The 25,940-nt window shown below is 47.3% G+C and carries 26 protein-coding genes; 15 read left to right on the forward strand and 11 right to left on the reverse strand.

Going from position 1 to position 25,940, the window contains the following annotated elements:
* The first annotated feature begins 39 nt into the window (after positions 1-39).
* The 6 genes from ACRPK8_RS08210 (at position 40) to ACRPK8_RS08235 (ending at position 7,126) form a co-directional block, all read left to right on the forward strand.
* Complete coding sequence (locus tag ACRPK8_RS08210; RefSeq protein ID WP_432237779.1) at positions 40-345, forward strand: hypothetical protein; 306 nt, start codon at positions 40-42, stop codon at positions 343-345.
* A gap of 38 nt (positions 346-383) precedes the next feature.
* Positions 384-641 (forward strand): hypothetical protein, encoded by a 258-nt coding sequence (locus ACRPK8_RS08215; protein ID WP_023467272.1) that lies wholly within the window; start codon positions 384-386, stop codon positions 639-641.
* A 78-nt stretch (positions 642-719) separates the two neighbouring features.
* Positions 720-1,418, forward strand: coding sequence for a lysophospholipid acyltransferase family protein (locus tag ACRPK8_RS08220; protein ID WP_432237780.1), 699 nt, complete (start codon positions 720-722; stop codon positions 1,416-1,418).
* A gap of 7 nt (positions 1,419-1,425) precedes the next feature.
* Positions 1,426-3,318 carry an ABC-F family ATP-binding cassette domain-containing protein gene (locus ACRPK8_RS08225; protein ID WP_432237781.1) on the forward strand — a complete coding sequence of 631 codons (1,893 nt, stop codon included), beginning with the start codon at positions 1,426-1,428 and terminating at the stop codon, positions 3,316-3,318.
* 168 nt (positions 3,319-3,486) lie between these two features.
* Positions 3,487-5,328 carry a diguanylate cyclase domain-containing protein gene (locus ACRPK8_RS08230; RefSeq protein ID WP_432237782.1) on the forward strand — a complete coding sequence of 614 codons (1,842 nt, stop codon included), beginning with the start codon at positions 3,487-3,489 and terminating at the stop codon, positions 5,326-5,328.
* 10 nt (positions 5,329-5,338) lie between these two features.
* Positions 5,339-7,126: a diguanylate cyclase domain-containing protein gene (locus tag ACRPK8_RS08235; RefSeq protein WP_432237783.1), complete on the forward strand. Its 1,788-nt coding sequence runs from the start codon at positions 5,339-5,341 to the stop codon at positions 7,124-7,126.
* A gap of 52 nt (positions 7,127-7,178) precedes the next feature.
* Here the strand turns inward: ACRPK8_RS08235 and ACRPK8_RS08240 are convergent, their stop codons facing one another.
* Genes ACRPK8_RS08240 through ACRPK8_RS08250 form a run of 3 tightly spaced genes read right to left on the reverse strand, consistent with a single transcriptional unit; the run spans position 7,179 to position 9,449 of the window.
* Positions 7,179-7,823, reverse strand: a complete 645-nt coding sequence (locus ACRPK8_RS08240) for a hypothetical protein (RefSeq protein WP_432237784.1) — start codon at positions 7,821-7,823, stop codon at positions 7,179-7,181.
* Positions 7,820-8,992: a DEAD/DEAH box helicase gene (locus ACRPK8_RS08245; protein WP_432237785.1), complete on the reverse strand. Its 1,173-nt coding sequence runs from the start codon at positions 8,990-8,992 to the stop codon at positions 7,820-7,822. Before ACRPK8_RS08245 ends, ACRPK8_RS08240 begins: the two co-directional genes overlap by 4 nt.
* Before the next feature lie 28 nt (positions 8,993-9,020).
* Entirely contained in the window at positions 9,021-9,449 is a 429-nt protein-coding gene (locus ACRPK8_RS08250; RefSeq protein ID WP_432237786.1) for a hypothetical protein, read from the reverse strand.
* A 338-nt stretch (positions 9,450-9,787) separates the two neighbouring features.
* Here ACRPK8_RS08250 and pflB point away from each other — a divergent pair, with 338 nt between their 5' ends.
* From pflB to abc-f, 4 genes are all read left to right on the forward strand, one after another.
* Positions 9,788-12,037, forward strand: a complete 2,250-nt coding sequence (gene pflB, locus ACRPK8_RS08255) for a formate C-acetyltransferase (protein WP_432237787.1) — start codon at positions 9,788-9,790, stop codon at positions 12,035-12,037.
* Positions 12,038-12,071: 34 nt separating this feature from the next.
* Positions 12,072-12,791, forward strand: a complete 720-nt coding sequence (pflA, locus tag ACRPK8_RS08260; RefSeq protein WP_432237788.1) for a pyruvate formate-lyase-activating protein — start codon at positions 12,072-12,074, stop codon at positions 12,789-12,791.
* Positions 12,792-12,877: 86 nt separating this feature from the next.
* The gene (locus ACRPK8_RS08265; protein WP_195865920.1) at positions 12,878-13,045 is read left to right on the forward strand and encodes a hypothetical protein; all 168 of its coding nucleotides are present in this window, start codon (positions 12,878-12,880) and stop codon (positions 13,043-13,045) included.
* A gap of 20 nt (positions 13,046-13,065) precedes the next feature.
* Positions 13,066-14,766 carry a ribosomal protection-like ABC-F family protein gene (abc-f, locus tag ACRPK8_RS08270; protein ID WP_432237789.1) on the forward strand — a complete coding sequence of 567 codons (1,701 nt, stop codon included), beginning with the start codon at positions 13,066-13,068 and terminating at the stop codon, positions 14,764-14,766.
* A 72-nt stretch (positions 14,767-14,838) separates the two neighbouring features.
* Here the strand turns inward: abc-f and rsgA are convergent, their stop codons facing one another.
* A complete protein-coding gene (gene rsgA / locus ACRPK8_RS08275; protein WP_432237790.1) occupies positions 14,839-15,888 on the reverse strand; it encodes a ribosome small subunit-dependent GTPase A in 1,050 nt (349 codons plus the stop codon).
* Positions 15,889-16,161: 273 nt separating this feature from the next.
* Between rsgA and ACRPK8_RS08280 the strand changes: the two genes are divergently transcribed.
* The 5 genes from ACRPK8_RS08280 to ACRPK8_RS08300 are packed head-to-tail and all read left to right on the forward strand — an operon-like array spanning position 16,162 to position 19,635.
* The gene (locus ACRPK8_RS08280) at positions 16,162-16,539 is read left to right on the forward strand and encodes a hypothetical protein (RefSeq protein ID WP_432237791.1); all 378 of its coding nucleotides are present in this window, start codon (positions 16,162-16,164) and stop codon (positions 16,537-16,539) included.
* A gap of 50 nt (positions 16,540-16,589) precedes the next feature.
* The gene (locus ACRPK8_RS08285; protein ID WP_432237792.1) at positions 16,590-17,207 is read left to right on the forward strand and encodes a PspA/IM30 family protein; all 618 of its coding nucleotides are present in this window, start codon (positions 16,590-16,592) and stop codon (positions 17,205-17,207) included.
* Positions 17,208-17,267: 60 nt separating this feature from the next.
* A complete protein-coding gene (gene liaF / locus ACRPK8_RS08290; RefSeq protein ID WP_432237793.1) occupies positions 17,268-17,987 on the forward strand; it encodes a cell wall-active antibiotics response protein LiaF in 720 nt (239 codons plus the stop codon).
* The gene (locus ACRPK8_RS08295) at positions 17,984-19,009 is read left to right on the forward strand and encodes a sensor histidine kinase (RefSeq protein WP_432237794.1); all 1,026 of its coding nucleotides are present in this window, start codon (positions 17,984-17,986) and stop codon (positions 19,007-19,009) included. Before liaF ends, ACRPK8_RS08295 begins: the two co-directional genes overlap by 4 nt.
* A complete protein-coding gene (locus ACRPK8_RS08300) occupies positions 19,006-19,635 on the forward strand; it encodes a response regulator (RefSeq protein ID WP_432237795.1) in 630 nt (209 codons plus the stop codon). Before ACRPK8_RS08295 ends, ACRPK8_RS08300 begins: the two co-directional genes overlap by 4 nt.
* 97 nt (positions 19,636-19,732) lie before the next feature.
* On the opposite strand, the gene ACRPK8_RS08305 is transcribed toward ACRPK8_RS08300, so the two are convergent.
* The 7 genes from ACRPK8_RS08305 to ACRPK8_RS08335 form a co-directional block, all read right to left on the reverse strand.
* Entirely contained in the window at positions 19,733-21,424 is a 1,692-nt protein-coding gene (locus tag ACRPK8_RS08305; RefSeq protein ID WP_432237796.1) for a b(o/a)3-type cytochrome-c oxidase subunit 1, read from the reverse strand.
* A 1-nt stretch (position 21,425) separates the two neighbouring features.
* Positions 21,426-21,896 (reverse strand): cytochrome c oxidase subunit II, encoded by a 471-nt coding sequence (locus ACRPK8_RS08310; protein WP_432237797.1) that lies wholly within the window; start codon positions 21,894-21,896, stop codon positions 21,426-21,428.
* A gap of 12 nt (positions 21,897-21,908) precedes the next feature.
* On the reverse strand, positions 21,909-22,022 hold the full coding sequence (locus ACRPK8_RS08315; RefSeq protein WP_432237798.1) for a cytochrome c oxidase subunit 2A: 114 nt from the start codon (positions 22,020-22,022) through the stop codon (positions 21,909-21,911).
* A gap of 229 nt (positions 22,023-22,251) precedes the next feature.
* Complete coding sequence (locus ACRPK8_RS08320) at positions 22,252-22,959, reverse strand: Crp/Fnr family transcriptional regulator (protein ID WP_432237799.1); 708 nt, start codon at positions 22,957-22,959, stop codon at positions 22,252-22,254.
* Between the two features lie 166 nt (positions 22,960-23,125).
* Complete coding sequence (locus ACRPK8_RS08325) at positions 23,126-24,256, reverse strand: CDP-glycerol glycerophosphotransferase family protein (RefSeq protein ID WP_432237800.1); 1,131 nt, start codon at positions 24,254-24,256, stop codon at positions 23,126-23,128.
* 77 nt (positions 24,257-24,333) lie between these two features.
* Positions 24,334-24,723, reverse strand: a complete 390-nt coding sequence (gene tagD / locus ACRPK8_RS08330) for a glycerol-3-phosphate cytidylyltransferase (protein ID WP_432237801.1) — start codon at positions 24,721-24,723, stop codon at positions 24,334-24,336.
* A gap of 16 nt (positions 24,724-24,739) precedes the next feature.
* Positions 24,740-25,933: a CDP-glycerol glycerophosphotransferase family protein gene (locus tag ACRPK8_RS08335; protein WP_432237802.1), complete on the reverse strand. Its 1,194-nt coding sequence runs from the start codon at positions 25,931-25,933 to the stop codon at positions 24,740-24,742.
* Positions 25,934-25,940: the final 7 nt, after the last annotated feature.

Consider the following 25,940-nt stretch of genomic DNA (forward strand, 5'->3'; position numbering starts at 1 on the left):
AAACATGTCTTTATTTTAATTTCTAAGGAGGAAACGGACGTGTTATTCTACTTATTCACGACGATCACAGGTCTCATTACTACATATTTAAGTTTTGTCACCGGCTATTACACGAGTTCGATTGGTGTGTTTGTCTTTACTTTGGCGATTTGTCTATCGTTATCGTCTATCCGCCAGCTGATCCGCACATCCTACCTCACCTATATCGAATATATCCAGCATCGTCGCGTCAAGAAACAATACGAACGCATGAAAAAACGAGAACTTTCGTATCAAGTCGCTTATCCTCAACGCGATTCTGGCACACCACTTGCATTATCAGCGACAGACCAGCATGATAAGTAAAGAACATGATTTCAACATCTAGGAGGAACAGATTCATTATGAACGAAATCCCTTTATCAAACGGTTGGACACTCCGCTACTCCCCTGTCATCGATTTATGGTTGAAGGAAGATGGCGTACTGCTCGTAGATCACGAAGATAAGGTCCGCTTGACTCTGATTTTGGATGAGGAGACGATGGAGATCAAACAGATCGATAATACGAACGCTACATTTTCGGTCGATCCGACAACACGCCGTCTTACTTTTGAATTAGGAGAAAGCGAAGAGGAATCTGAGCCTCGTTACTGGGAATAATCACGTTGACCGGGTGCGGCACCCGGTCTTTTTTTGTACAATAATAGCAGTAATGAAAAAAGGAGCTGTCACTTCACCATGATCCGTACTGTCATCTGGTTCATTTATTTTGGACTTGTCTTACCCTGTACCTTACCGTTTTTACCTGGCGCAAAACGTCGAACTCACCTCGCGCGCTATGCATTCGTCCAGCGTGTCGCAAGCGTCTGGGCGAACTCGCTCCTCCGACTCGCTGGTGTTCGCGTCCACGTGACGGGGCGTGAACACATTCCGGCGAACGAGCCCGTCGTCTTCATCTCGAATCACCAAGGGAACTTCGACGTTCCGATTCTACTCGGAAAAATCGATAAACCGAAAGCATTTATTTCAAAAATCGAAGTAAATAAAATTCCAATCGTCAATGTTTGGATGAATCTGATGGGCTGTGTCATGATCGACCGAAAAGACCGACGCCAGTCATTAAAAGCCATCCGCTCCGGCATCGATACGATCAAGGATGGACAATCGATGATCATCTTCCCGGAAGGAACACGCTCAAAAGGTGGACCGATGGCGGAGTTCAAGGCGGGAAGCTTTACGCTTGCGACATCAAGTGGCGCCCGCGTCGTACCGGTTGCGATTTCCGGTAGTTATCGTGTCATGGAGGAGACGGGCAAGATCCGGCCAGCTACCGTCGACGTCACGATCTTACCGTCGATTGATCCGAGCACGATGACACAGAAAGAACTCGTCCAAACGGTCGAACATCAAATCAAACAGATTGTAGAAGGTGTCTAATATGTTAATGAAAGCAGAAAATCTCAAAAAAGAATTCGCCGATAAAATCGTCTTCGAAGATGTTACATTCTCCGTTTCTCCCGGTGACCGGATCGGCATCATCGGTGTCAATGGTACCGGTAAATCGACTCTCCTGCATATCCTAGCAGGCAAAGAAACGGCAGACGCCGGAACGATGCACCACCCGAACGATTACCGGATCCGCTTGCTATCGCAAACGACCGATTACCCGGAAGACCGGACCGTCATGGAAGTGTTACTGTCTGGTGACACACCAACGATCAATGCCTTGCGCCATTATGAAACGGCACGCCTGGCACTTGAACAGGACCCGACGAGCGAGACATTACTCAACCGCTTCATCGCCGCACAGACAGAAGTCGATGCTGCGCAAGCCTGGGATACGGAATCGCGCTTAAAAATGATTTTAAACAAGCTCGGCATCCTCGACTTGAACGCGTTGATCGGTTCTCTTTCCGGAGGACAACGAAAGCGCGTCGGACTCGCAGAAGCTTTACTGGATGAAGCTGATCTTCTGCTGCTCGATGAGCCGACAAACGAACTCGATGCCGAGACAATCAGTTGGCTTGAGACACAAATCAAGGAATACCGTGGCGCCATCCTGCTGATCACCCATGACCGCTATTTCCTGAATCGTGTGACGAACCACATGATGGAGATCGCAAACGGTACGGCATACTTCTACGTCGGAAACTATGAATCGTTTCTTGAAAAACGTGCCGAACGCCGTGAGCGGACCGCTTCGATGGAAGAAAAACGCCAAAACATCCTACGTCGCGAACTCGCCTGGTTACGTCGCGGCGCAAAGGCGCGGACGACGAAACAGAAAGCCCGGATCCAGCGCGTGGATGCTTTACAAGATCTTTCATATGAGGAGGAAGAATCAACACTTGAAGTGCAGGTCGGTTCGACCCGTCTCGGAAAAAAAGTCATCGAAGCGCATGACGTTTCGCATCGATTTGGCGAACGGACACTGTTTGAATCATTTAACGCCCTGATCGGACGAAAAGAACGGTATGGGATCGTCGGCCGAAACGGTAGCGGAAAATCGACGCTCCTTTCGATCCTCGCAAAACGGCTCGATCCAACAACCGGTGAGATTGTCCATGGTGAGACGGTCAAAATCGGATTTTACGGTCAGTTCGCCGAATTCACGCATCCTGAACGTCGTGTCATCGATGAGGTCGAACGGATCGCAAAAGTCATCACGACACTTGCCGGTGAGGAAATCACGGCCAGTCAGATGCTCGAACAGTTTCTTTTTAAACCGGAAGCGCAATATAAACAGATCGGCAAACTATCCGGTGGTGAGAAACGCCGTCTGAAACTGTTGACGATTTTAATGGAAGAACCGAACGTCCTCTTCCTCGATGAGCCGACGAACGACTTGGATACCGAAACGTTATCCGTACTCGAAGACTACTTGGAATCTTTCCCGGGCACCGTCATCACGGTCAGTCATGATCGCTACTTCCTCGACCGGGTCGTTGATCGCCTGATTGCTTTTGAAGACGCGCATCTTGTTTTTTATTACGGACAATACACCGACTATCTCGAGCAGATCACCACACCTGCTCCTTCAGTCACCGTTGAAAAAACACCTTCGGTTGTCATACCAAAAGCAGAAGTACCGAAGAAGTTAAGCTATCAGGAACAACAGGACTGGGCGGTCATTGAGCAACAGATCGAAGAGAGTGAAACACAACTCGAACAGCTGGAAGCTGAACTGGCTTCAGCGGGAAGTGATCTTGGAAAGGTCAATGAATTGTATCAATCCATCGAAAAGACTAAAGCAACACTCGACGAACGGATGGAATATTGGACGTACCTTTCTGAAAAAATCGAGGCATTCGAAACCTATCGTCAATCTAATCAATAATAGAAATAAGCGGAGTTCTTCATTAAGGAGAACTCCGCTTATTTCATGAAATGGGAAACATGTCTTCTTTTTGTTTCTAATCTGAAAATAAATGTGAATTCATGCTAGATATCGGGTAATGATAAAACATATTTCGTTTCAAAATGGTTTGCGAAAGGAGGAGTTCCGATGATCCGGATCATTCAACATATTTACCCTACCGTCGCAATCTACTTGGTCATCACGTACAGCCTGTTGTGGTTATTACCGCAAGACCGTGCGTTACAACTCTCGACAGTCATCAGTTTGACAGGTTCCTTTATGATTTTCTTACTTAGCCGCTCTAAGGTTTTCAAACAATCTGCTATCCCATATCAATGGTTATCCATCGCCTTTTTCTCATACTTTTTAGGTGATTTACTGAATATAGTCGGACGTTTGTTACAATGGGACGCTGTTAATCTGAACGTTTTACTCGATCTGCCTTATACGATTCATTTGACGATAATGGTCATCTTCTTTTTTCGACAATTGGATCTGACGCTGTTTCAAAAACAAAAATTATTGGTGCTTGATTCTTTGACATTATTCACTGTCTCGATGATCGCCGGTTATATTGCGATTTTTCGGTTCATTCCTTCATACACCCGAACGATGCTAGAACAGGTCAGCTGGACTTTTTATGCCTTTCTGACAATTGTATTGACCCTGTTCTTCTTCCTTCTTTATGCTTCCGGATTAAAGCGTGAAGTAGCACGGACGACATTCATCTTCTTAGTTCTCGGTACATTCATCCTCGGTATGACGAACTTTGTTTTTTACACACTGTTACTAAATGGAGAACCAAACGCTGCAGGATTCCTACTTCCACTTTATCCACTCAGCAGCCTTTTTTTAATCGGCTTTGCCGTGACGCATTCACTGCCTGTCAGTCGTGAACAGCGAGAACATCTGATTCGAGTCGAAACTTTGACCCGCTCCATGATGTCTTATTTCCTATTATCTGCATTGATTCTCTATATTACCTTTTTCCCAGTCTCGCGCATGTTCTTTTTATTCGCTGTCGGTATCACTTTTTTGTTGTTTTTAACACGACAGCTGTTTTCGTACCGGGAAAATCTTCGGTTGCTAAAGGAAACGACAGCATTACAAACGAATCTAGAAGATATCGTGCAAGAGAAAACTGCTTTACTGCAACTACGGGAGCAGGAACTCACAACGCTCTTTTTGTCCTATCCGGAAATCGTGCTCGAAATTGATGTCAACTTGACGATCCGCTCCGTTAATCCAGCTGCGGCGTCAGCCGGATGGAATATTCACCCCCTTAGCCCGAGTCATCAACGTCAATTAAAGGAGCTTCGTGCTTTACTGGAGCAAGAGCAGTTTACACTTCCATCCCATCTTCTTTATATTCCGGCAACGGAAGAACATCCTGAGTCTTATTTGAATACGACAATCATTGAGGTTCCACGTCAGCAACGCTATTTCGTCATCCTCTCCGATGTAACAGAGGATCATCAGCAGGAGGTCTGGCTCGAAAGCATGGGCTATCATGATTCACTGACTCAGCTACCGAATCGGCGTTTCTTTGAAGAGCAACTCTATCTTACCCTTACAGCCATCGATACGGGTGCCTTATTATTCATTGACTTAGATGGTTTTAAGCACATCAATGATACGTACGGACATGATGTCGGCGATTTACTCCTACAGGAAACGGCAAGCCGTTTGCAATCGATGACGACGACAGGAGATTTGGTCGCTCGGCTCGGCGGAGATGAGTTCTTAATCTTCATTCAAGCCTCAGCAGCCGAGACTCGCCAATTCGCCGCTCATGTGCTTGAAGTATTGAATCACCCATTCTTTATTCATACGGAGCTGCTGCATGTCACACCGTCCATCGGGATCGCTCTTTATCCTGATGACGGCAAGAGTTCGGATCAATTATTGATTCGGGCGGACGAAGCCATGTATCATGTCAAACAAACCGACAAAAATAATTTTATGTTCGCTGCTCAAATCAAACGATAGGAGGGTTTTCATGGCCAAATCAAATTTCTTCATTCGTTGGTTTCCCGCTATGCTCGTCATCTCTTTTATTTTGATGATCCTAGCGGTACTGGCACCTTCCGTCTCCAGTCGAATCGTCGAGCAAATCCTTCAATATATTTCGCTTGGGCTGATCGCCCACTTCATCCTGACTGCTTATCGTAAGGAGAAGTCACTGGTCGTCCCCAGACGTAAGTTTTGGTTAATCGCGCTCGGCTCACTGGTGCTCTCCTGTATCGGTTCCATCTTCGAGACACTTCGTTTTCTCCAACCGGATATACCTATTCCGACCGTTTCCAGTCTTATTTTGTTTTCGTTATCACACTATGTATTTCTGTATGCTATCTTTTACCGGATCATTACGAAACGGACGCTTGGTCAACATGTGCTTGCCTTAGTCGATGCAACCATCATCGTCGTCTTCATCGGCCTTGTCGCTTTTCATGTCTTAAATGAATTAACGAACCCCGGATTACAGACCGTTCCGTTCGCCATCATCGTCATCACGAATACATCACTTGGATTATTTGTTTTCTTTTATTTCGTCTTCATTCAGGAAATGCACTGGGTATCACGAATGGCACTCTTGTTATTATTCCTGTCGATTTTCATTCGAGGCATTTATGAGATTTCGAGCGTTTACTTTCCTGACTTCTCGATGAGTCATCTCACCTTCCTCCCGATACTGATCCGCCTTGCGCAAAGTGCAGCGATTTTGTGGCACATCGATCACATTGAGGAAGGAACCGCTCGGACAACTGTCATCCCTCGGTCTTGGCTTCCTCTATTGGCTGTTCCTTTATTCATCCACTATATGGTCGAACAAGAGGGAGGAAAATTAGATATCTTCATTATCCTGTTCTTATTGATTATTCGACAAATTTTGATTGCGCGACAGCACGGTCTGATTGTCCAACAATTGCACGCCCGAAATGCTCAACTTGCCTCACGCATCGAGCATCGCAAACAACAAATTCAAGAAAGTGAACAACAGGTCATTCCACTTTTTCTCGGTCATCCCGATCCGATGTTTCGCCTCGATCAATCCGGAACGGCCCTGTACGCGAACTTAGCAGCCCAACGCCTGTTTCATTTACCAGACATGACCATTGAACACATTCCGCGAACGATGCGACACATGTTACGAACACTAGAAACAGATGCCCGAGAATATGAAGATGAACAACAACGACAATATGAAATCATCGATATCCCGATTCACATCGCTTCCCATTCCATGGGACGGTTTACGATTTTACATGACGTCACGGAAAGAAAGGCGCGTCAACAACGAATCGAATACCATGCCTATCATGATGCCTTGACCAGCATCGGAAACCGGCGATCGTTAGAACGCGACTTCACCAATCGCCTGCATGAAATGAATTACCTCGCCCTCATTGATCTAGACGGCTTTAAACAGGTCAATGATATGTATGGACATGAAGCGGGAGATTATGTATTGATTGAAGTTGCCAAACGACTAGAGGAATATTCAAATGCTCCCGGATCTGTTTATCGCCTTGGCGGAGACGAGTTCGCCATTTTGTTGGCAGCAGACGATGAACTGTCTTTACGTCGAATATGTAAGTCTTTTTTACAACACCTCAGACGCCCTTATGTATATAAAGGACAATCGCTCCTGGTTTCAGCAAGTATCGGCGTGACAGCACGTGATCAATCCGACCTGGAGACGTGTTTGAAGCAAGCTGACTTGGCGATGTATCGAATTAAACATCGCGATAAGAACGATGTCGCCTTATATCGCTCTGATGTATAAACAAAAGCCTGGAACAATCACTACCTCGTAGTGGCGTGTTCCAGGCTTTTGGTCATTCTTCTGGTCTCGGTGCAATGTTGCCTTCTTCGATATCAAGCAGTAAATCAATCAACTCAGCACAGAATTCAGGATACTGACGAAGTAACGCATCTTCTCCGACTTCATCGACGAAATCCGTCAACAACGCTAAGACTTCTGGGACTAGAGCGCGCGCTACCTTCATGTAGGCAATCGCAAAGCGCCACTTCCCCGAAATATAGAGCAGTTTTCCAATTAACAGATCACCCGGTTCGACTTCAATCTCAGTCAAATCGGTCTGATACGTCTGTTTCGACATGAAATCAACGACGCCATCTGCCTCAACTTGAAACAGTGAAGGCATCGGATCCGCTAATCCACGTAAGGCACGATAGAGACTAGGCGATAACTCTTCTTTTACTTGCTCAAGAAAACGACCGTGCGGCGTTTTCCCTTGATCATCCGTTTCATAGAAGATCGCCCAATCGACAAAGAGATCCCGGAACAACTCAGCATCTTTTAAATACCAACGTCCTTCCGTCGCAATCTCTTCAATGAAAGCGACCCAATCCGTACTGCGTGCTGTCGCTGCCTCTTGGTACATCTTTTTCAAGGCTGCATTCATTTCCGCTTCCGAAACCGTCGTTGGAAATGGAATTACTTTTCGATCGTTCTTCATTTCGATCGCCCTTTCCGGTGAGGAGTAGCCGGTCGTTTAATCGTCTGAGGAGCTGTGAATTCACGCTTTGGAATCACTTCCCCACGGTAGATTTCCATTGGTTCCATCTCGACACCCATTTGCTTCGCAAGTGTTTTTAAGTGCTTTAAATCCTGATCCGTGACAAGAGCAAGTACCATCCCGTTTGCGTTCCCGCGCCCTGTCCGTCCTGAACGGTGAACAAAGTCGTCAAGCGACTCCGGCAAATCGTAATGAACGACGTGCGTGACCGCTTCGATATCAAGTCCACGTGCCGCAAGACCTGTCGTGACGAGTAAAGGGAACTCCCCTTTTTTATAAGAACGCAATGTCTCCATCCGCTCCCGTTTGCCTTTTTCAGCATCTAGAATCCGGTACTTCAGAGAAAATTTACTCAATTCACCATTCAACGGTCCGAGGAAGGAACGATTGTTGATGAATGTCAGTACTTTTGATCCTTGCATGTTCGCGAGACGACGGAGTAATTCAGGTTTTTGACGACGTGATGTCTCTAGGTATCCGAATGTCACCTGATTGTTGACGACTCGCTCGACACGGACCGTTTCCGGCTCGTTCGCAAGCGTCCGTCCCCATTCTGCCGTCCGCTCCGGTAATGTTGCCGATACGAAAGCGAGTTGGCGATCGCGTAGTGCACTGTTTGCGATTCGTGTTGCCGATTCACTCATCCCACTTTCATAGATTTGATCCGCTTCATCTAAGACGATCAATTTCACCTTGTGCATCTTCAGCTTCTTCGAATCGATCAACTCGACAAGGCGTCCCGGTGTTCCGACGATGATTTGTGGTTTTTTCTTCAACCGCTCATACTGTCGCTTTAATTCAACCCCACCGATGAATGCGCCTGATTTGATGCCGCTTCCTTGCGCAAACAATTGAATGACTTGGTGAATTTGCATGACGAGTTCCCGTGTTGGCGCCGTGATGACGACTTGCACATGCGGTTCTTCTACTTCAATCTTTTCTAAAGCCGGAATGACATAGGCGAGCGTCTTTCCTGTTCCTGTCGGCGCTTCAGCCAGGACATCTTTTCCTTCGCGCAACAACGGAATCGCTTGTTCTTGAACAGGCATCAAGTCCTTGAAGCGAGCCCGTTCCCATGCTTCCTGTAAAAATGGTTTTGTAAAATTCATAACGATTTCTCCTACTCTCTTAATTCCATCATGCCGTTACGTATTCGACATGATCTCCTGATGCATCACGGTAACCCCGTAACGTCTGTGTATATTCATTTCCTGCATCGAGCAATCGAATGTGGAACCGGATTTCTGCTTCACCAGCTTCTTCTTCTAGAATCTCGAATCCTTGGATGACACGATCCTGTAACTCAGCAGCGAGTGCCGGATACTCGGCAAGACTTGCATACGTCGCTTTTACGTCAATCGGACGGCGAACAAGCGCAATCCAATACGATTCATCATAGCCGATAAAGTCTTCATAATCAAAGTCATCTTCAAACCGAATCCAAAATCCGTCACTTTCGAATTCCGTGATCATGCCGGTTCGTGTCGAACCGTCCGATCCGATTTTTAGCGAGACCCAGTCTCCCGACTGATAGTCTCCTTGTTGTGTTAATGACACATACTCCATTTGGCACACCTCCACGTTCTATATTCCCTTTTTCATTGTCAACGATACGTCCTAAAAACACAAGATACCGTCGCGTGACATTCCTCACAGTTTCGACTGTTCTAGTCAATCTTTTTCAAATCAACTCATACAGTTTCTAAAAAACCTTGAATTAGCAACACCAAACTGTTTTTTTGAACAATTCTCATATGAATACAGAAATAAAGAAAGCTCGTCATATCAACGTTTGTTCACTTGTTAAAACATTCACATGAACGTAAAGGGAATGCACCCCTCCTTTTGTTACACTATTCACATAAGGAACTGATGATTAGCTCAATATTAAAGGAGTGGTATCCATGTTATTAGAAAAAACAAGTGCCTGGACAAGCTTTACGCCCGGTGAATGGGTAAAAGCGATCGATGTCGCGGATTTCATCCGACTCAATCGCACGGAATATACAGGAGATGATCACTTTTTAGTTGGTCCGACGCAGGCAACAGAACAGCTTTGGCAACAAATTCTACAGCTGACGAATGAGGAACGACAACGTGGTGGAGTTTACGCCGTTGATGCCAATACACCTTCAACGATCCTCTCGCATGGTGCAGGGTATCTGAATCGCTCACTTGAAAAAATCGTCGGTTTACAGACGGATGAACCGTTCAAGCGTTCCATTCATCCGAACGGCGGAATTCGGATGGTGAATGATGCCTTAGCTGCATATGGTTTTGAAGCAGATGAGACGGTCACGAAAACCTTCAGCGAGTACCGGAAAACACATAACCAAGGCGTTTTTGATGCCTATACTCCGGAAATGCGCGCAGCGCGTAAAGCCGGTATCATCACAGGTTTACCAGACGCCTACGGACGCGGTCGGATCATCGGTGACTATCGTCGCGTTGCGTTGTACGGCACAGCACGTTTGATTGAGGATCGGAAGCGTGACTTAAAGGCGCGTGGCGGATTCTTATCCGAATCAATGATCCGTGACCGCGAAGAAATGAACGAACAATTGCGTGCACTGACGGAACTGACGGAACTCGGAACACGCTACGGTTTTGACCTGTCCCGTCCGGCGGAAACCGCCCAGGAAGCATTCCAGTGGGTCTACCTTGCTTATCTCGCTGCCATCAAGGAACAAAACGGGGCAGCCATGTCACTCGGCCGCGTCTCGACGTTCCTCGATATTTATGTCGAACGTGATTTTGCGACCGGTCGCTTGACGGAAGAGACAGCACAAGAACTCGTCGATCATTTCGTCATGAAGCTTCGGATCGTCAAATTCTTACGGACACCGGACTATAATGATTTGTTCTCAGGTGACCCGACGTGGGTAACGGAATCAATCGGTGGAATGAGTGAAGATGGGCGATCAAACGTCACGAAAAGTTCATTCCGCTTCTTACACACGCTCTCGACACTCGGTCCGGCACCGGAACCGAATCTAACCGTTCTCTGGTCTACTCAGCTTCCACGCGGATTCAAGGAATTTTGCGCGAAGATGTCGATCGTTTCAAGCTCGATTCAATATGAAAACGATGATTTGATGTTGCCGGTCTACGGGGATGATTACGGTATCGCTTGTTGTGTCTCCGCGATGAAGATCGGGAAACAGATGCAGTTCTTCGGTGCACGGGCAAACCTGGCAAAAGCATTACTCTATACGATCAATGGCGGAATGGACGAGAAGCTCAAAATCCAAGTCGCCCCCGCAAGTCCATTGATGCTCGATGACATACTCGATTACGAGACCGTCATGGCAGCTTATGATCGTCAACTCGATTGGCTCGCAGAACTGTACGTCAACACACTGAATGTCATCCACTTTATGCATGATAAATACAGTTACGAACGGATTGAGATGGCCTTACACGATCCGGAAATCTTACGGACGATGGCATGCGGTATCGCTGGTTTATCAGTCGTTGCTGATAGTCTATCCGCCATCCGTTACGCGACAGTCCGTCCAATCCGGGATGCGGATGGGATTGCAGTTGATTTCAAGATCGAAGGCGAGTTTCCGAAGTTCGGGAATAACGATGAACGGGTCGACCAGATGGCGGTTGATCTCGTGACACTGTTCATGGAGAAAATCCGTAAACACCCAACGTATCGCAATGCGCTCCCGACACAGTCTGTCCTGACGATCACTTCAAACGTCGTTTACGGTAAAAAGACAGGGAATACGCCGGATGGACGCCGTGCCGGTGAACCGTTCGCTCCGGGGGCTAACCCGATGCATGGACGCGATACTCGTGGTGCTGTCGCCGCTCTGACGTCTGTCGGAAAACTGCCGTACGAACATGCACTCGATGGTATTTCGTACACGTTCTCGATTGTTCCAAAAGCACTTGGTAAGGATGAAGCCACACGTATTCGCAATACGGTCGGTTTACTTGACGGATACATGGGCGGTACGACTTCAAAAGGACATCACCTGAACGTTAACGTCTTTGACCGTGAGACGTTACTTGATGCCATGGAACATCCGGAACAGTATCCACAGTTAACGATCCGAGTATCCGGTTATGCCGTCAACTTCATTAAACTGACACGTGAACAACAGATCGATGTCATCAATCGCACGTTCCACGGTTCTCTTTAAAATGATGTGTAGTATGTGAAAGGAAGTGAGCAAGATGACCTATGGTATGATCCATTCCGTTGAATCATGTGGAACAGTCGATGGTCCTGGCATTCGATTCATCGTCTTTACGCAAGGATGTCCACTACGGTGTCAATACTGTCATAACGTCGATACATGGGAGTTCGGTTGTGGACGGCGTGTCTCTGCAGACGAAGTCGTAAAAGAAGCGATCAGCTATCGCTCCTTTTTCGAGGCAACGGGTGGCGGAATCACCTTCTCTGGAGGTGAACCGCTCGCGCAGCCAGAGTTCCTGGAGGCTGCTTTAACAGAAGCAAAACGGCATGGACTGCATACGGTCATCGATACCGCGGGATCCGTCGTCCCGAAAAACATCGACGCGATTCTCGATGCGACGGATCTGGTACTGCTCGATATCAAACATATCGACGATGCCGCTTGTCGCGTCTTGACTGGACGGAGTAACGCCAATACACTCGCCTTCGCAAAACGCCTAGCCGAACGAAACATTCCCGTCTGGATTCGCCATGTCCTTGTACCAGGCATTACGATGTCAGAACATTACCTGCGTCAAACTGGCGAGTTCATCCGGACACTCGGAAACGTCGAGCGTGTCGAAGTACTTCCGTATCATCAACTCGGAGTCTACAAGTGGGAAAACCTTGGTCTTGCCTATCCGTTAACTGATGTCCTTCCCCCTTCACCAGAAGAAACGGACGCTGCGCAAACCTTACTTGAATCGTACTTGTGTTAACGTTTCCATTTTGTTACAATGACGTCATAGACTATGAACAGGAGGTACAACACCGAAATGAAGCAATCACTCGTACACGTCGCTTGATGAATGAAATCATCTCTTTCGCAATGCAGTTGCGGATGTCTGACGCTACGAGTCTGCTCTTTTTCGGTGTGACCAACCTCTGGCCATCACCTTCTTTGGGTTACACTCCGGCACATCATCCGCTCGCTTCGGATGGTGTGTTTTTCATTTCATCTTATCGGAAATGAACACTAAAGGAGCTGCTTTTATGCCTACTGAAACACTTACGATCCAACACCTATCGATGGACTACGACGAACGACGTCTTTTCTCGGACGTTTCTTTTCATATTCATACCGGTGAACATGTCGCCTTGATCGGTCCGAACGGTATCGGAAAAACGACACTGTTACACTTGATCGCTGACCAACTTCAGCCGACTGACGGTTCGATCAAGCGTCATTACAAAAAACTCGGTCTACTGTCACAACACTTCGTGGCGGGCGATCACACCGTTCTTGATATCGTCGAACGAGCCGATGCCGTCCGTTATCGCCTTCGCGCTGCTGCCATGAACGGTGACCTGATTGCCTATCAACAAGCACTTGATCAGGATGCCTTCTCGCTTGAAGCAGATGCGACACGCGTCTTAAGGGAAGTGAAATTAGATGAAACGCTCTGGAGACACGAAGCATCGAGTTTAAGCGGTGGTGAACAGACGCGCCTCCAACTTGCCTGCCTGCTTCTGTCACGACCTGATTTCATCATTCTCGATGAACCGACGAATCATTTGGATCACGAGACGCTCGAGTGGCTCACAGAATGGGTCAATACGTCACGGGTCTCGATTCTCTACGTCTCACACGAACGATTCTTTATCGACGCAACAGCTGATGCCGTCATTGAATTATCTGAATCAGGGGCAACGCGATACAGCGGAAACTATCAGTCCTATAAAGAACAAAAACAACATCAAGCTCTGTCGCAACAACGCGCGTACGAAAAACAGGAACGCACCCGTAAAGAGTTGACACGTATGATTCAAGGATACCGGCAATGGCATCAAAAAGCTTCGGCTCAAGCGAGTGAACGCGATCCGTATGCGAAAAAGAAGGCCGCTAAACATGCGACAAAAGTCAAAGCAAAGGAACAACAACTCGAGCGTCTACTCGAGGATCGTGTACAAAAACCACAAGTTGCACCGACTGTTCACGTCGCATTCGAACATGAAACGATTCATGCGAAGCGACTCGTCTCGTTCGAACACGTTTCGTTTAGCCATGAGACGAAACCGATTCTAAAGGATATCTCATTTACGGTTGAACGCGGTGACCGGGTCGCTGTCATCGGACCGAATGGAAGCGGGAAAACGACGTTACTGCGTCTAGTCGAAGGCGAGTATGTTCCCGATCAAGGGACAGTCATCCGTCATCCTCGATTGAAGACCGGCTATTTTTCACAAGCCCTTTCCCACTTACCGACATCCGGTACGTTGTTAGAGGCATTACTTGAGTACGGCACGATGAGTGAAACGGACGCCCGGACGTTGCTCGCCTGTTTTTTATTCCGTCGCGATGATGTGTACCGGTCGATTTCCGACGCCAGTATGGGTGAGAAATGTCGGATCGCTTTCTTACGTCTGTATTTTTCTGGTGCTCACTTGCTTATTCTCGATGAGCCAACGAACTATTTGGACCTTGCGACTCGTGAACAAATCGAAGCCGCCATCGATGTTTTCCCTGGTGAGCTCCTCTTCGTCTCTCACGATCGTTATTTTACCGATCGGCTGTCGAATCGAACGTTTGATTTAACGACTGGATTCAACGATCATCCGGTCGGAACGGCCACGGTACGAAACGCGCGTCGAAGTGACCCTGAAGCGATTCAATCCGACTTACATCGTCTTGATGCGTTGACGGGTAACGTGCCGTTCCATACAGAAACAAATGAATCACTTTCAAAAGAATAACGAGAAAAAAGCATCTGCATAGAAAAAGAGACTCCTTTTTCCGTTGCAGATGCTTTTCCTATGTCAATCGTATTATCGCTTTTGATACTTCACTTTCGTATGCGCTTGGGCCTGCTTGTGGATTTTTTTCCACTTTTCTTTCTCCGCCGCCTGCAACGCTACGTTTTGCTTGCGTTCTGCATAGGCGATTTCTCGTTTTAGCTTGACGAAGCTGTTCCAGCGCTCAGCAGTTAGTGTGCCATCTTCTAAAGCTGTCCGAACGGCACATCCCGGTTCCTTGCCATGCTCACAGTCCCGGAAACGACAGTTTTCAGCAAGCTCCTCAATATCGGAAAACGTCGACGATAAGCCGTCACTTCCGTCCCATAAGGCCAATTCTCGCATTCCCGGTGTATCAACAAGCAATAGACCGTTCGATAGTCGTTTCAGTTCGCGATGCGTTGTCGTGTGACGTCCACGTTCATCGTCTTCTCGTACGCCACCCGTCTCCATTAACTGTTCTCCAGCTAAAGCATTGACGAGCGTCGACTTCCCGACGCCGGACGATCCGACCAACACGATTGTCTGCTTAATTTGTAACTGTTCACGCAACACCTCTAATCCGTCACCCGTCAAAGAATCAACGGCAAGGATTGGTGTTCCGAACGCAATCGCCTCGACAGCCTGCAGTTCCGTTTCAATCGACGGCATCAAACTTTTTTTCGTCAGGACGATGATTGGTGTCACCCCTGCATCCCAAGCAACCGTTAAATAACGTTCCAGTCGACGGACGTTGAAGTCATGTCCAAAAGCCATGACGAGCAGGGCGACGTCGACATTCGCGCAGATGATTTGTTCCTCGGTCTCTGTTCCTGCCGCTTTTCGGGAAAATTGAGAAGATCGTGGCAAGACACGCTCGATCCGTCCCTTCCCCGGCTCTCGCTCTGTTTGGATGATCCAGTCTCCAACCGCCGGCAATTCAGCTTTCGTTCCCGATTGAAAACGCAATTTACCAGACAGTTCACTCAGCGATTCTCCTGTTTCCGTCATGACGCGATAATGTGTTTGATAGACGGCTGTAATCCGTCCTAATCGTTCTGTTCCTGTCGTTTCGTAGACAGGTGGTGTACCCCATTCGTTCAAATGGTTTCCTCCTCTGATTTAAGGGAGGGAAACCCCTCCCTGGTTTCCGACACATGTTACTTGGTTTACGTTGAATGTTGCACTCATCAACATCACTCCTCTCGATTCGATTCTTCTATAGAATAGCATAGGGTGTAATGGTCCTGATAGCGCTCTCTTCAAAGTCAGACCTTCTCTCCGCCTTAAGTCCGAGAGCAAATACGGTCCAAAGAGCGTCGTGTGACTGGAGGGACTCCCGTATCATAAAGGTATCAACACAAGGGAGGCTTCCTCATGAAGCAATCGAAAGGAAAACAACTGGTGATGATTCTCGCCGGACTCGCATTACTTGCCGTCGTCATCGGAACATTACCGCATATGATCGGACTTGGTTTGGGCGCATTACTTGCGTTCTATTCGATCAGTAAATTCATGCAATCGAACAAATGGCCAGCGAAACTCGGCTTCGGATTCCTAGCAGCCATCGGAATCGGGCTTGCCCTCTCAAACATCTGGGCAGTCATCGGAATCGCCGCAGCGATTGCATTATACGTCGGTTACATGCGCATGAAGCTACAGCGTGTCAATGTCGAGGATCTCTTTAACCGTCGCCGTACATCAACAACACATTTTGAAGCTGACTGGAAAGACTTAGACGAAAAACGATTCTAAATTTAAAGATAATACCCATACTATTTACCACTTCCAAGGAGGAACTTTTCATGAAAAACGTATTTGACCAACTCAATGATTTTGCGACACAGATGATGACGGAAGTCAAAAAGGCAGCGGAACAGGGCGAAGTACCGGCTAAAAAGCTCGTTCGTCATATTCGATCTACAGAAGCTGATTTAAAAGAGATCGATCGACTGCTTGAGCGTCAACGGACATTATTGCTGGAACTGACTCAAAAGCAGGAGGAAGCGAAGGATTTAGCCGACAAGCGCTTCAAACAAGTCGAAATCGCAAACGAAGCCGGCGAACAGCAACTGGCTGAACGGGCAGCGATTGAATCAAAACATTACGGAGAGCAATACCGATTCTTCGAAGAACTCGTCGCTGAGACGAAACGCGAGCTGAACGAGTTGGAACGCGAAGCCCTCGAGTTGAAGTTGAAGTTAGAAGATCTCCAGAACAAACGGTATGAGTGGATGATGCGGGAAAACGTCTCGAACTTAAAAAACAAGATGAACCAGGTGCTAGATCGTGAACCAAATGCTACTATAAAAGAAGAAGCACACCCGTTCACGGCGGAAGAACCTGAAGCAAAGTCATCTGACGTTGACGAGGATGACATCGATGCGCGCATCGCAGAGCTCGAGCGCCGTATCCGCCAATAAGCAATCAATGACGAAGGAGGCGTATGCCTCCCTTTGTCATGTTTAGAAAGGAGATTGATCGTGCGACGATTAAGTACAAAACAACTGGTCGGTTACGTATCGATCCTGTTCGCTCTCGGTCTGTTTTATGACCTCTTATCCGGTGCAGGAAATGTATTATTCGGTGTTCTATTTCCATTTCTGCTCTATTACGTCGGGATTCACTTTCGGCGTCGCAATCACGAAAAACTAGCGATCCTCTTCTATATCGTCGGTACGATCATTCTCGCCGGAGTAGTTCTCAGTTCGGCTGCGATCGGTTTTGTCATTGCCGGGATTTTGCTCTATCTCGGAATCATTCTCGTGACACGGCATTCCGTCCGTGAATTTTTATTCTCGCGGATCACACCACATCAATATGAAGAAGAGGGAATTAAAATTCAGCCCGCCTATTCTTTCTCGACTCAATCCGATGCGCCTTATGTCTTGCGCGATTTAAGCGAGCAGTTCATCGTCAAGGATTTAGAAATCGATTTAACACATGCCTATGTGCCGGAAGGTGAGACGCTAATCGTCGTCAGCGGTGTCGTCGGAGACGTCCGAATCCTGTTGCCGTCTGGATACGACTACACGCTCGATACATCGATCGGCTTCGGAAGTGTCAAGACGGACATCCGCCGTATCCCAACCTTCTTCAATCGACGGATTCAATTCCGGGCACCGGAATACGGTGAAGCGACGCGTAAGGTTCGGATTCACGTCATGCTCGGGATTGGCAACGTGGAGGTGTCTTCGATATGAAGCGTGATCAATTCCCGCTTGGTGTCATCGCTCTGCAGGTCATGACGGGTTTTTTGACAGCCGTCATGACCACGTTGCTTTTCTTAAGTACACGTCAAGTCGATTGGCACGTCCTCTTCGTCCGTCAACAGGACTTCCCTGTCCTCTTGCTCGTCATCGGACTATCCTTATTGTTACCACTTGCGATCGGAAGCATGCATTACTTTTTCTTGCGCCGTGACTTCAAACGGATTACGACCGCCATCATCGAACTCGAGCAAGGTAAGGATGTTACGATTGTTCCAGGTCCTTATTTCCATACACTGACTCGTCTGTCGCGGATCGGCAAACGCATCGATGAACAAGTCGAAACCGTTCAAAAGATCAGCACGCGTCCGCAACATGTCGAACAAGTGAGGGTTCAAGCCGTCACGGAAGAACGTAAGCGACTCGCACGTGATTTACACGACTCCGTGTCGCAACAACTTTATGCCATCTCCATGATGACGACTGCAGCGAAGCAAACAATCCTCTCACAGCCGGAAGCTGCTGCCAAACAAATCGAGATGGTCGAGACGATGGCACAAACGGCACAGTCCGAAATGCGTTCCCTGTTGCTTCAACTGCGCCCCGTCGAACTCGAAGGGATGACGTTGCAACAAGGACTCTCCCAATTACTCGAAGAATTATCTAGAAAACAATCTACCCAATTGAGTTGGAAACTAGAAGAGATGTCCCTTCCCCGTCAAATTGAAAACGAACTGTTCCGGATCGTTCAAGAAGGATTAACGAACGCATTACGCCACGCAAAAGCCTCTCATATGGATATCGAACTCCGGGAATTCAATGAGACGGTCATTTTGAGCATGAATGATGATGGTGTCGGGTTCGTCGTTGATGAAAAGAAACTCGCCTCTTATGGGATTAATTCAATGCGGGAACGGACGGCTGAAATGGGCGGAACGATCCGTCTCGTCAGTGTTCCGGGACAAGGAACTCAAATCGAAGTTAAACTTAGAAAAGATCGGATGGTGCAAGTATGATACGCGTATTATTAGTAGATGATCATGAGATGGTCCGCGCCGGTGTATCCGCATTTCTCTCTACGCAACCGGACATCGAAGTCGTCGCCGAAGCCTCGGATGGTCAAGCGGGAGCCGCGCTTGCGCTTGAACACCGACCGGATGTCATCTTGATGGATTTAGTCATGGAGCCGGTAGACGGTGTCGAAGGAACACGACTAATCCGTAAAGATTGGCCAGAGGCTAAAATCCTCGTCGTCACGAGTTTTCTCGATGACGAAAAGGTCTACCCGGTCATTGAAGCGGGTGCGATGAGTTACGTCTTGAAAACCGCCAGTGCTTTTGATATCGCCGAAGCAATCCGAAAGACAGCAAACGGTCAATCCGTCATGGCAGCACAAGTGACCGGTAAAATGATGGAACGCCTTCGTCGTCCTACGACCCATTTACATGACGATCTAACGGAACGTGAGCAAGAAGTCCTGCAGCTGATGGCTCGCGGTATGGCGAATCAGGAAATCGCAGACGAATTGTTCATCTCCCTGAAAACCGTCAAGACACACGTTTCGAATATTCTATCGAAACTGGATGTCGTCGACCGGACACAAGCCGTCGTCTATGCCTTCAAGCATAATCTCGTCAAATAAGATTTTGGACTTCATTACTTATTCTGTATGCCCACGAACAAGCACCCCGCTCATCCTCTTTCTAGAGAATAAGCGGGGTGCTTCATTTATATATAGATCACCACAACTTCCATCCCGGCGCGCCTGGAGGAGCATTTTCGATCATATGCCAAATCGGCACGGTATACGCAAACGCAATTAACGCAAACGTTACGAAGATCCATAACTTCCAGTTCTCAAAGAAAAGCGGGGTTGCCATCGCTTCTTCTTCTGTTTCAGCAATCGGAAATTCTTCCGTTCCTTTTGGAGTTCGGAAAGCGAGTTGGAACATCGCATACAAGAACAACAGAATCGAGATGAATAAAATCGTTCCACCAATCGCCATTGCGACATGATACGGAATCCAGCCGGCAACGATTGAATCTTTGAAGTAAGCAGCGGGACCGGTCCGTCGTGGATTACCAAGTAGTCCTGAAATATGCATCGCCGTCGACATGAAGAGCATTCCGATCGTCCAAGCAGCCGTTTGAATCAATCCGAGACGATTCATTGCCGCTGTTAATGTCCGACCACGTAAGAGCGGGACAAGCCAGTAGGCAGTACCGAAAAACGTCAGTGCCACAGCCGCACCGACCGTGATATGAAAGTGTCCAGTGACCCATAACGTATTATGGACGATGATATTCAGTTGATGCGATGCGTTGATGACGCCGCCGGCACCTGCCGGAATGAAGAACAACATTCCGATGAACGGTGCAAGAAAACGGACGTCCCGGTATGGCATCTTCTTCACCCAACCAAATACTCCCGTTGCACCCTTCCGGCGACCTGCTAACTCAAATGTCGCAAACATCGAGAAGGCTGTCATCAAGGATGGGATGATGACGAGAAACGTTAGTACGACTTGGACATATTTCCAAAATGCTGAAATACCCGGCTCAAGCAACTGATGGTGAAAACCAACTGGAAACGAAAAGAGTAAGAACAGTAAGAAAGACATCCGTGCTAACGCGTCAGAAAAAATCTTCCCGCCGACGATTTTCGGAATGACCGTGTACCAGACGATATATGCCGGTAACAACCAAAAATAAACGAGCGGATGACCAAAGTACCAAAATAGCGTCCGTGATAGTTCGATCCCGACCTTATCCGTCCAGCCGAGAGATAACGGCAGCAATTGGAAGAGAATCGTCGCAGCCACTCCAAGTGTCGCAACGACCCATAACAGGGCAGTCATGATACTCATATATGCTTGCAGCGGCGGATGGACCCCCGGATGCTCCCGCTTGTAATCGGCATACATCCGGAACATAGCACCCGAAGCGATCCACGTTCCGACGACGAAGATGACAAGTCCGATATAAAAGACCGGATGTGCCTTGAGTGGTGCATAGAATGTATAGAGGACGGAAGCTTCCCCTGCAAGTACCATCCACGTGACGAGGACGACACCAAGGATCATGAACCAGAATCCGACCCACCCGAGACGCCGAGGAAAGTCTTCGAAACGCCCGAATGATTGTCCTAAAAATGAGAACAGTAATCCAAAGATAAATAATGTCGTAAAGACGATTGCAAGCATCAATCCGTGTGCAGTGAGAAGCTCATAGTAGCCAACTCCAGCAATTTCTGGAATGACACCTGTACGAACCATCGTTTGTAGTAGTCCACATAAACCACCAATCAATAAGGCAACGAGTGAAAAACTGACATGTGCGAAAGCGAGCTTCGCTTCCTTGATACCGATGACGGTAGCAGGCAGACCACGCTCCATCTCGAACTGTCTTAATTTTTTTGAAATGGCATTCATCTTATTCCACCACCTTGATTTTTGTAGACATCATGTGATGACCTGTTCCGCAATACTCATTACAAACGACCAGGTACTCTCCTGCTTCCTTGAATGTGTACTCGATCGAATTGATATGTCCCGGAACGACCATCATGTTGACGTTCGTTTTGACGATCTCAAACCCATGGACGACATCCTTCGACGTGACGAGGAAGTCAACCGTCGCCCCTTTTGGAATCACCATGTCCTTCGGTGTGAACTGGAAGGCCTGTGAAACGATGATCGCTTCATAGCGGTCGTCATCGATTTTTTTCAGTCCTGGTTTGTCGAACGGTTTCGTTTGATCGACTTTCGTCGGATCAATCAATGTTGCATCGGATGGCGGTTGATTCCCAGAAGCAAAAGCGGATACGCCGATGATGGTTAAAAAGACCCCAAGCATCGCTGCCCCGAAGATCAGCCAGATTTTTTCTAGACGATGAATATGCATCGTGACTCCTCCTTACCGTGATAAGAATAATAGAAAGATTGAGCTCCACATCCCAATGATGACACCCGCTACAATCAGGACGGCAACGAATGTTCCTCTAAGGTTCGATTCTGATTTTTGGCCCATGGTGATCACTCCTCTCCTGCTTTGAACTTGTCTTTATTGTAAGAATTCAGCAAGTTTGGAAACTGTGATATATATCACTTTAAATGTGAAGAATACGCACTTTTCTTTCTAAAAACACACAGAAAGTTCACATCTGAACAAGTGAAGAAACGGCTACTCATACGCAAAAAAATCCAAACCTGAGACAGAAAAATTCTGCTTCACGTTTGGATTGTTCGTATACCATCTATTAAATTCGACAAACACCTGCTGGGCATCCTTCACAATGACAGAGATCTCGCAAGTATTGGATATCGTGAATGATGATTTCTTTTGCCGTCATCGAAATAACACCGTCTTTTTTCCACTGGGAGAACATGCGGTTGACGGTTTCACGCGGTGCCCCGATCAATTGACCGAACTCCCCGTCGGATGGACGTTTTGCAAGACGATAACTTTCTCCCGTTTGTTCCCCTTCCATCGCGACGAGACGAAGTAATGTCGAAGCTAACGCACCCGGTTTTCCGAACAATAGCAAGTCACGCAATTTGGTCTCCGTCTGTTTCCGCATTAAGGCTTGCCACCGCATGATTTCAAGTGCAAAAGTACCGTCCTTTTTCATGAGCTCCTCTAACTGTGCTTTTGATAAGAAGCCGATGACGCTGTCTTCCATCGTCTCGATGCTATAGGAACTCGGGAATGCCTCTCCGACATCGAATTCCCCGAATAAATCGCCTTTGAAATATAAGAACATGAGTAATGGACTGCCTTTTTTCGTCAACTTCGATAGTTTGACGCCTCCTTGTTTCACATAAAACAACTTATCATTCATTTCCCCTTCCCAACACACGATGGAATCCTTTTTGAACGTCGTTTCCGTCATGAAGCTCTCCAGTACCGTTCTGGTCTCAGGCGATAAGACGAACGTATTGGCTTCAGTCGTTCCGCAAGTCAGCATATCCATTTCTCCTTTCGTATCATTCTACTTTCAGTATAGAACATCACAGTTCAAAAGAATTGATTTTCAAAAGATCGTCAAACTTTGTTCAACTTTTCACATATAAAATTTATAAAAATCCTGACACTTTCGAATGATTACACTCTAATCGCGTCAGGCATTTACATCATCGATTGAGATCATAATAGTAGCGTAGGATACGATCCACTGCCCGTCCCGGTGTTTGATCATACCAGTCGGCTTGAAATTCCTTCATCTTCTGTCGACTTTCATCTAATACCGTATCCGACATGATCCACTCCATCAATTGCTCCATCCGTTCTGTCTGTCGGACAGGTAACGGTTTCGGATACTGATCGATCAGTCCAGGCAACTGACGATACGTATCGATATCCGGTGTATATAAGAACGTCGGAATCTCGAGAAGGCAGCTCTCAAAAGGAATCGATGAATAATCGGTCACCACTACATCCGTGATCAGCAAATAGTCATTGATGGAATACGTATCATCCACAAGATGGACGTGTTCCGAACGGTATGTCGACAGTGTTCGCATCGTTGGATGCAACTTGATGAGGACCGTCCATCCGTTTCGGGCGAGCTGTCCGAATTGCTGAATCGCCTGATTTTCCGCTCCCTTGTACTCACGATACGTCGGAGCATATAACAATACACGCCTGTCAGCCTGTACGTAACGGTCTTTTAATTCATTCGTGCGTCGTGTCCGTTGGTCCACATCAAACCAATAGTCCGTTCGCGGTATACCGAGTGGTTTGAAATGAGACCGTTTCAAATCATGCGGTGCCATGAACTGCGTCGCACATCGCATGCCCGGAACGATGAAATCACCGTACTCTTGATAGACTCGACGAAAACGATCCCGTGTCCGTTCTGATACAAAAAGACTTTTGGTCGAAGTCAACCCAAACTGTTTAAGCGTTCCCGCCGCGTGCCAAAGCTGGATACGTCGTGTTCCTTGCCGTGTTTTCGCCACGCTGAATTCCGCGACATAATTGTCGACGAAGACTGTTCGAGACGTCGCTAGCAGATAAGCAAGCCGAATGAAGCGTAAACGGCGGAAACGAAGCATCCGATGCGGTTTCCATGTTCCCGGATGCTTCATGAAAGCATGATCATAGACCAGATACCGCTTTTCGGCCGGTAAGCATCGCGCCAATTGATCATTGACAGGTTTGACGTTATCACCGTAAGTCACCCAAAACAACGTGACCGATCGAAGCGGTAGCCATCGAAAGACGCCATAACATATACGAAATAATAAAAGGTACGTCCACACGATTCCTTCTCTAATCACTTTCCATCCTGCCCTTCCACGAAGAAAGACCGCACGTTTGCCGTGTGGTCTTTTTTCACTCACTTCGAAGCTAATTCCGTTTTAATCTGGCTCGTTGAGATACCTTCTGTCCGACTGAGGTACACGACTTCACAATGATCCTTCAGGAAGTCGAACTCCCCTTTCCAGTCATCCCCCATCACAAAGAGATCTACGTCATGCTTCTGAACGTCTTCTACTTTTTGATCCCAACTGTTTTCCGGAATGACTTCATCGACATACCGGATTGCTTCAAGAATCAACTTTCGATTTTCAAAATTATGGTAGGACTGTTTATGTTTTAAACGGTTGAATTCATCAGTCGAAATCGCGACGATTAAATAATCGCCCATCTCTTTTGCCCGTTTTAAAATATTAATGTGACCCCAGTGCAACAAATCAAACGTACCATACGTAATAACCTTCTTCATGTTTCTGTTCTCCCTTTTATCCATAAATTCGTTTGACGATCATATCCATCGCCCGCTCGGAAGCCTGACCGTCATCCCACTCGCAATACGTCTCGCGAAACGACCGGAATGCTGACGCGTAACGTCCGCTTGAGCTATCCAAACGCTCTAGTTCGTCAAATAACGCACCTTCACTAGACAGTAGAGGACCCGGTGCCTCTTGTTCGAAGTCGAAATAAAAGCCGCGTAATTGATCCCGGTAGTGTTCTAAATCGTACGCATAGAACAAAATCGGACGCGATAGGTGTGCGAAGTCGAACATGACGGACGAATAATCCGTGATCAAAGCAGTCGATGCAATATACAGTTCCGCGATGTCCGGGTAGTCCGATGCGTTTCGAACGGATCGATACGCCGAGACATCCAGTCGACTCCCGACTAAGTAATGCATCCGGACAAGCAGAACGTATTCATCCCCAAATCGCTCTTCAAACTGATCCAGCGAAAAAGGCAGCTCAAATGAATATTTCCCTTGACCTTCGAAAGCATTATCGCGCCACGTCGGTGCATAGAGCAAGACTTTTTTAGTAGGTGCGATGTCATAGTGACGGTAAACATCTTCTTTGATTCTATCATGACGTGCCGTTTGATAGAATATATCATTTCGAGGATAACCAATTTCTAGCATATCTCCATTAAAAGCGAAGGCCCGTTTAAAAATTGCACTGGAATACGCGTTAGGCGAAATCAAGCCTGACCATTTTGCGGTTTCCTGCTTGAATCCTTGCTTATACCGCTCTGTCGTCGTATTCGCCATTTGGACATCGTCCATATCAAGCGCTAGTTTTTTGAGCGGTGTGCCATGCCAAGTTTGGAGATAATATGTGTTTTCCGGTTTGATGAGCCAGCCGGGTAAGCGGCTGTTCGATACCCAGACGCGTGATGTCGCAAGTAAATAGATCCATCGAAACGATAGACGGTCCACCGTCTTTACATGAGGGGGGAACGTCACATTCCGTTGCTTGCTGAAAATCAGTTCGCATTCCGGATGCATCGTCCGCATCAATTCATAAATGGCACGCGGACTATCACTATATTGTTTTCCGAGAAAACTCTCGAAAAGGACTCGTTTTCGTTTTTGTGGCAGCCGTGTTAAGACCTTCATGACGGTTTTTAGAACACGTTCAATCAATCCTGTTCGCTTGATCCACTGTTTTACTTGATCTTTCAAGAGAAGA

The organism is Exiguobacterium sp. TDN 0502 (assembly GCF_050846835.1).
Lineage (GTDB): Bacteria > Bacillota > Bacilli > Exiguobacteriales > Exiguobacteriaceae > Exiguobacterium_A.

Coding starts and splice junctions, on each gene's coding strand:
- ACRPK8_RS08215 (WP_023467272.1), top strand. CDS start 384: ATGAACGAAATCCCTTTATCAAACGGTTGGACACTCCGCTACTCCCCT.
- ACRPK8_RS08235 (WP_432237783.1), top strand. CDS start 5,339: ATGGCCAAATCAAATTTCTTCATTCGTTGGTTTCCCGCTATGCTCGTC.
- ACRPK8_RS08315 (WP_432237798.1), bottom strand. CDS start 22,022: ATGGGCCAAAAATCAGAATCGAACCTTAGAGGAACATTCGTTGCCGTC.
- ACRPK8_RS08280 (WP_432237791.1), top strand. CDS start 16,162: ATGAAGCAATCGAAAGGAAAACAACTGGTGATGATTCTCGCCGGACTC.
- ACRPK8_RS08285 (WP_432237792.1), top strand. CDS start 16,590: ATGAAAAACGTATTTGACCAACTCAATGATTTTGCGACACAGATGATG.
- ACRPK8_RS08310 (WP_432237797.1), bottom strand. CDS start 21,896: ATGCATATTCATCGTCTAGAAAAAATCTGGCTGATCTTCGGGGCAGCG.
- ACRPK8_RS08300 (WP_432237795.1), top strand. CDS start 19,006: ATGATACGCGTATTATTAGTAGATGATCATGAGATGGTCCGCGCCGGT.
- abc-f (WP_432237789.1), top strand. CDS start 13,066: ATGCCTACTGAAACACTTACGATCCAACACCTATCGATGGACTACGAC.
- ACRPK8_RS08250 (WP_432237786.1), bottom strand. CDS start 9,449: ATGGAGTATGTGTCATTAACACAACAAGGAGACTATCAGTCGGGAGAC.
- ACRPK8_RS08225 (WP_432237781.1), top strand. CDS start 1,426: ATGAAAGCAGAAAATCTCAAAAAAGAATTCGCCGATAAAATCGTCTTC.
- ACRPK8_RS08320 (WP_432237799.1), bottom strand. CDS start 22,959: ATGCTGACTTGCGGAACGACTGAAGCCAATACGTTCGTCTTATCGCCT.
- pflB (WP_432237787.1), top strand. CDS start 9,788: ATGTTATTAGAAAAAACAAGTGCCTGGACAAGCTTTACGCCCGGTGAA.
- ACRPK8_RS08305 (WP_432237796.1), bottom strand. CDS start 21,424: ATGAATGCCATTTCAAAAAAATTAAGACAGTTCGAGATGGAGCGTGGT.
- ACRPK8_RS08245 (WP_432237785.1), bottom strand. CDS start 8,992: ATGAATTTTACAAAACCATTTTTACAGGAAGCATGGGAACGGGCTCGC.
- ACRPK8_RS08240 (WP_432237784.1), bottom strand. CDS start 7,823: ATGAAGAACGATCGAAAAGTAATTCCATTTCCAACGACGGTTTCGGAA.
- tagD (WP_432237801.1), bottom strand. CDS start 24,723: ATGAAGAAGGTTATTACGTATGGTACGTTTGATTTGTTGCACTGGGGT.
- ACRPK8_RS08220 (WP_432237780.1), top strand. CDS start 720: ATGATCCGTACTGTCATCTGGTTCATTTATTTTGGACTTGTCTTACCC.
- ACRPK8_RS08295 (WP_432237794.1), top strand. CDS start 17,984: ATGAAGCGTGATCAATTCCCGCTTGGTGTCATCGCTCTGCAGGTCATG.
- pflA (WP_432237788.1), top strand. CDS start 12,072: ATGACCTATGGTATGATCCATTCCGTTGAATCATGTGGAACAGTCGAT.
- ACRPK8_RS08265 (WP_195865920.1), top strand. CDS start 12,878: ATGAATGAAATCATCTCTTTCGCAATGCAGTTGCGGATGTCTGACGCT.
- ACRPK8_RS08230 (WP_432237782.1), top strand. CDS start 3,487: ATGATCCGGATCATTCAACATATTTACCCTACCGTCGCAATCTACTTG.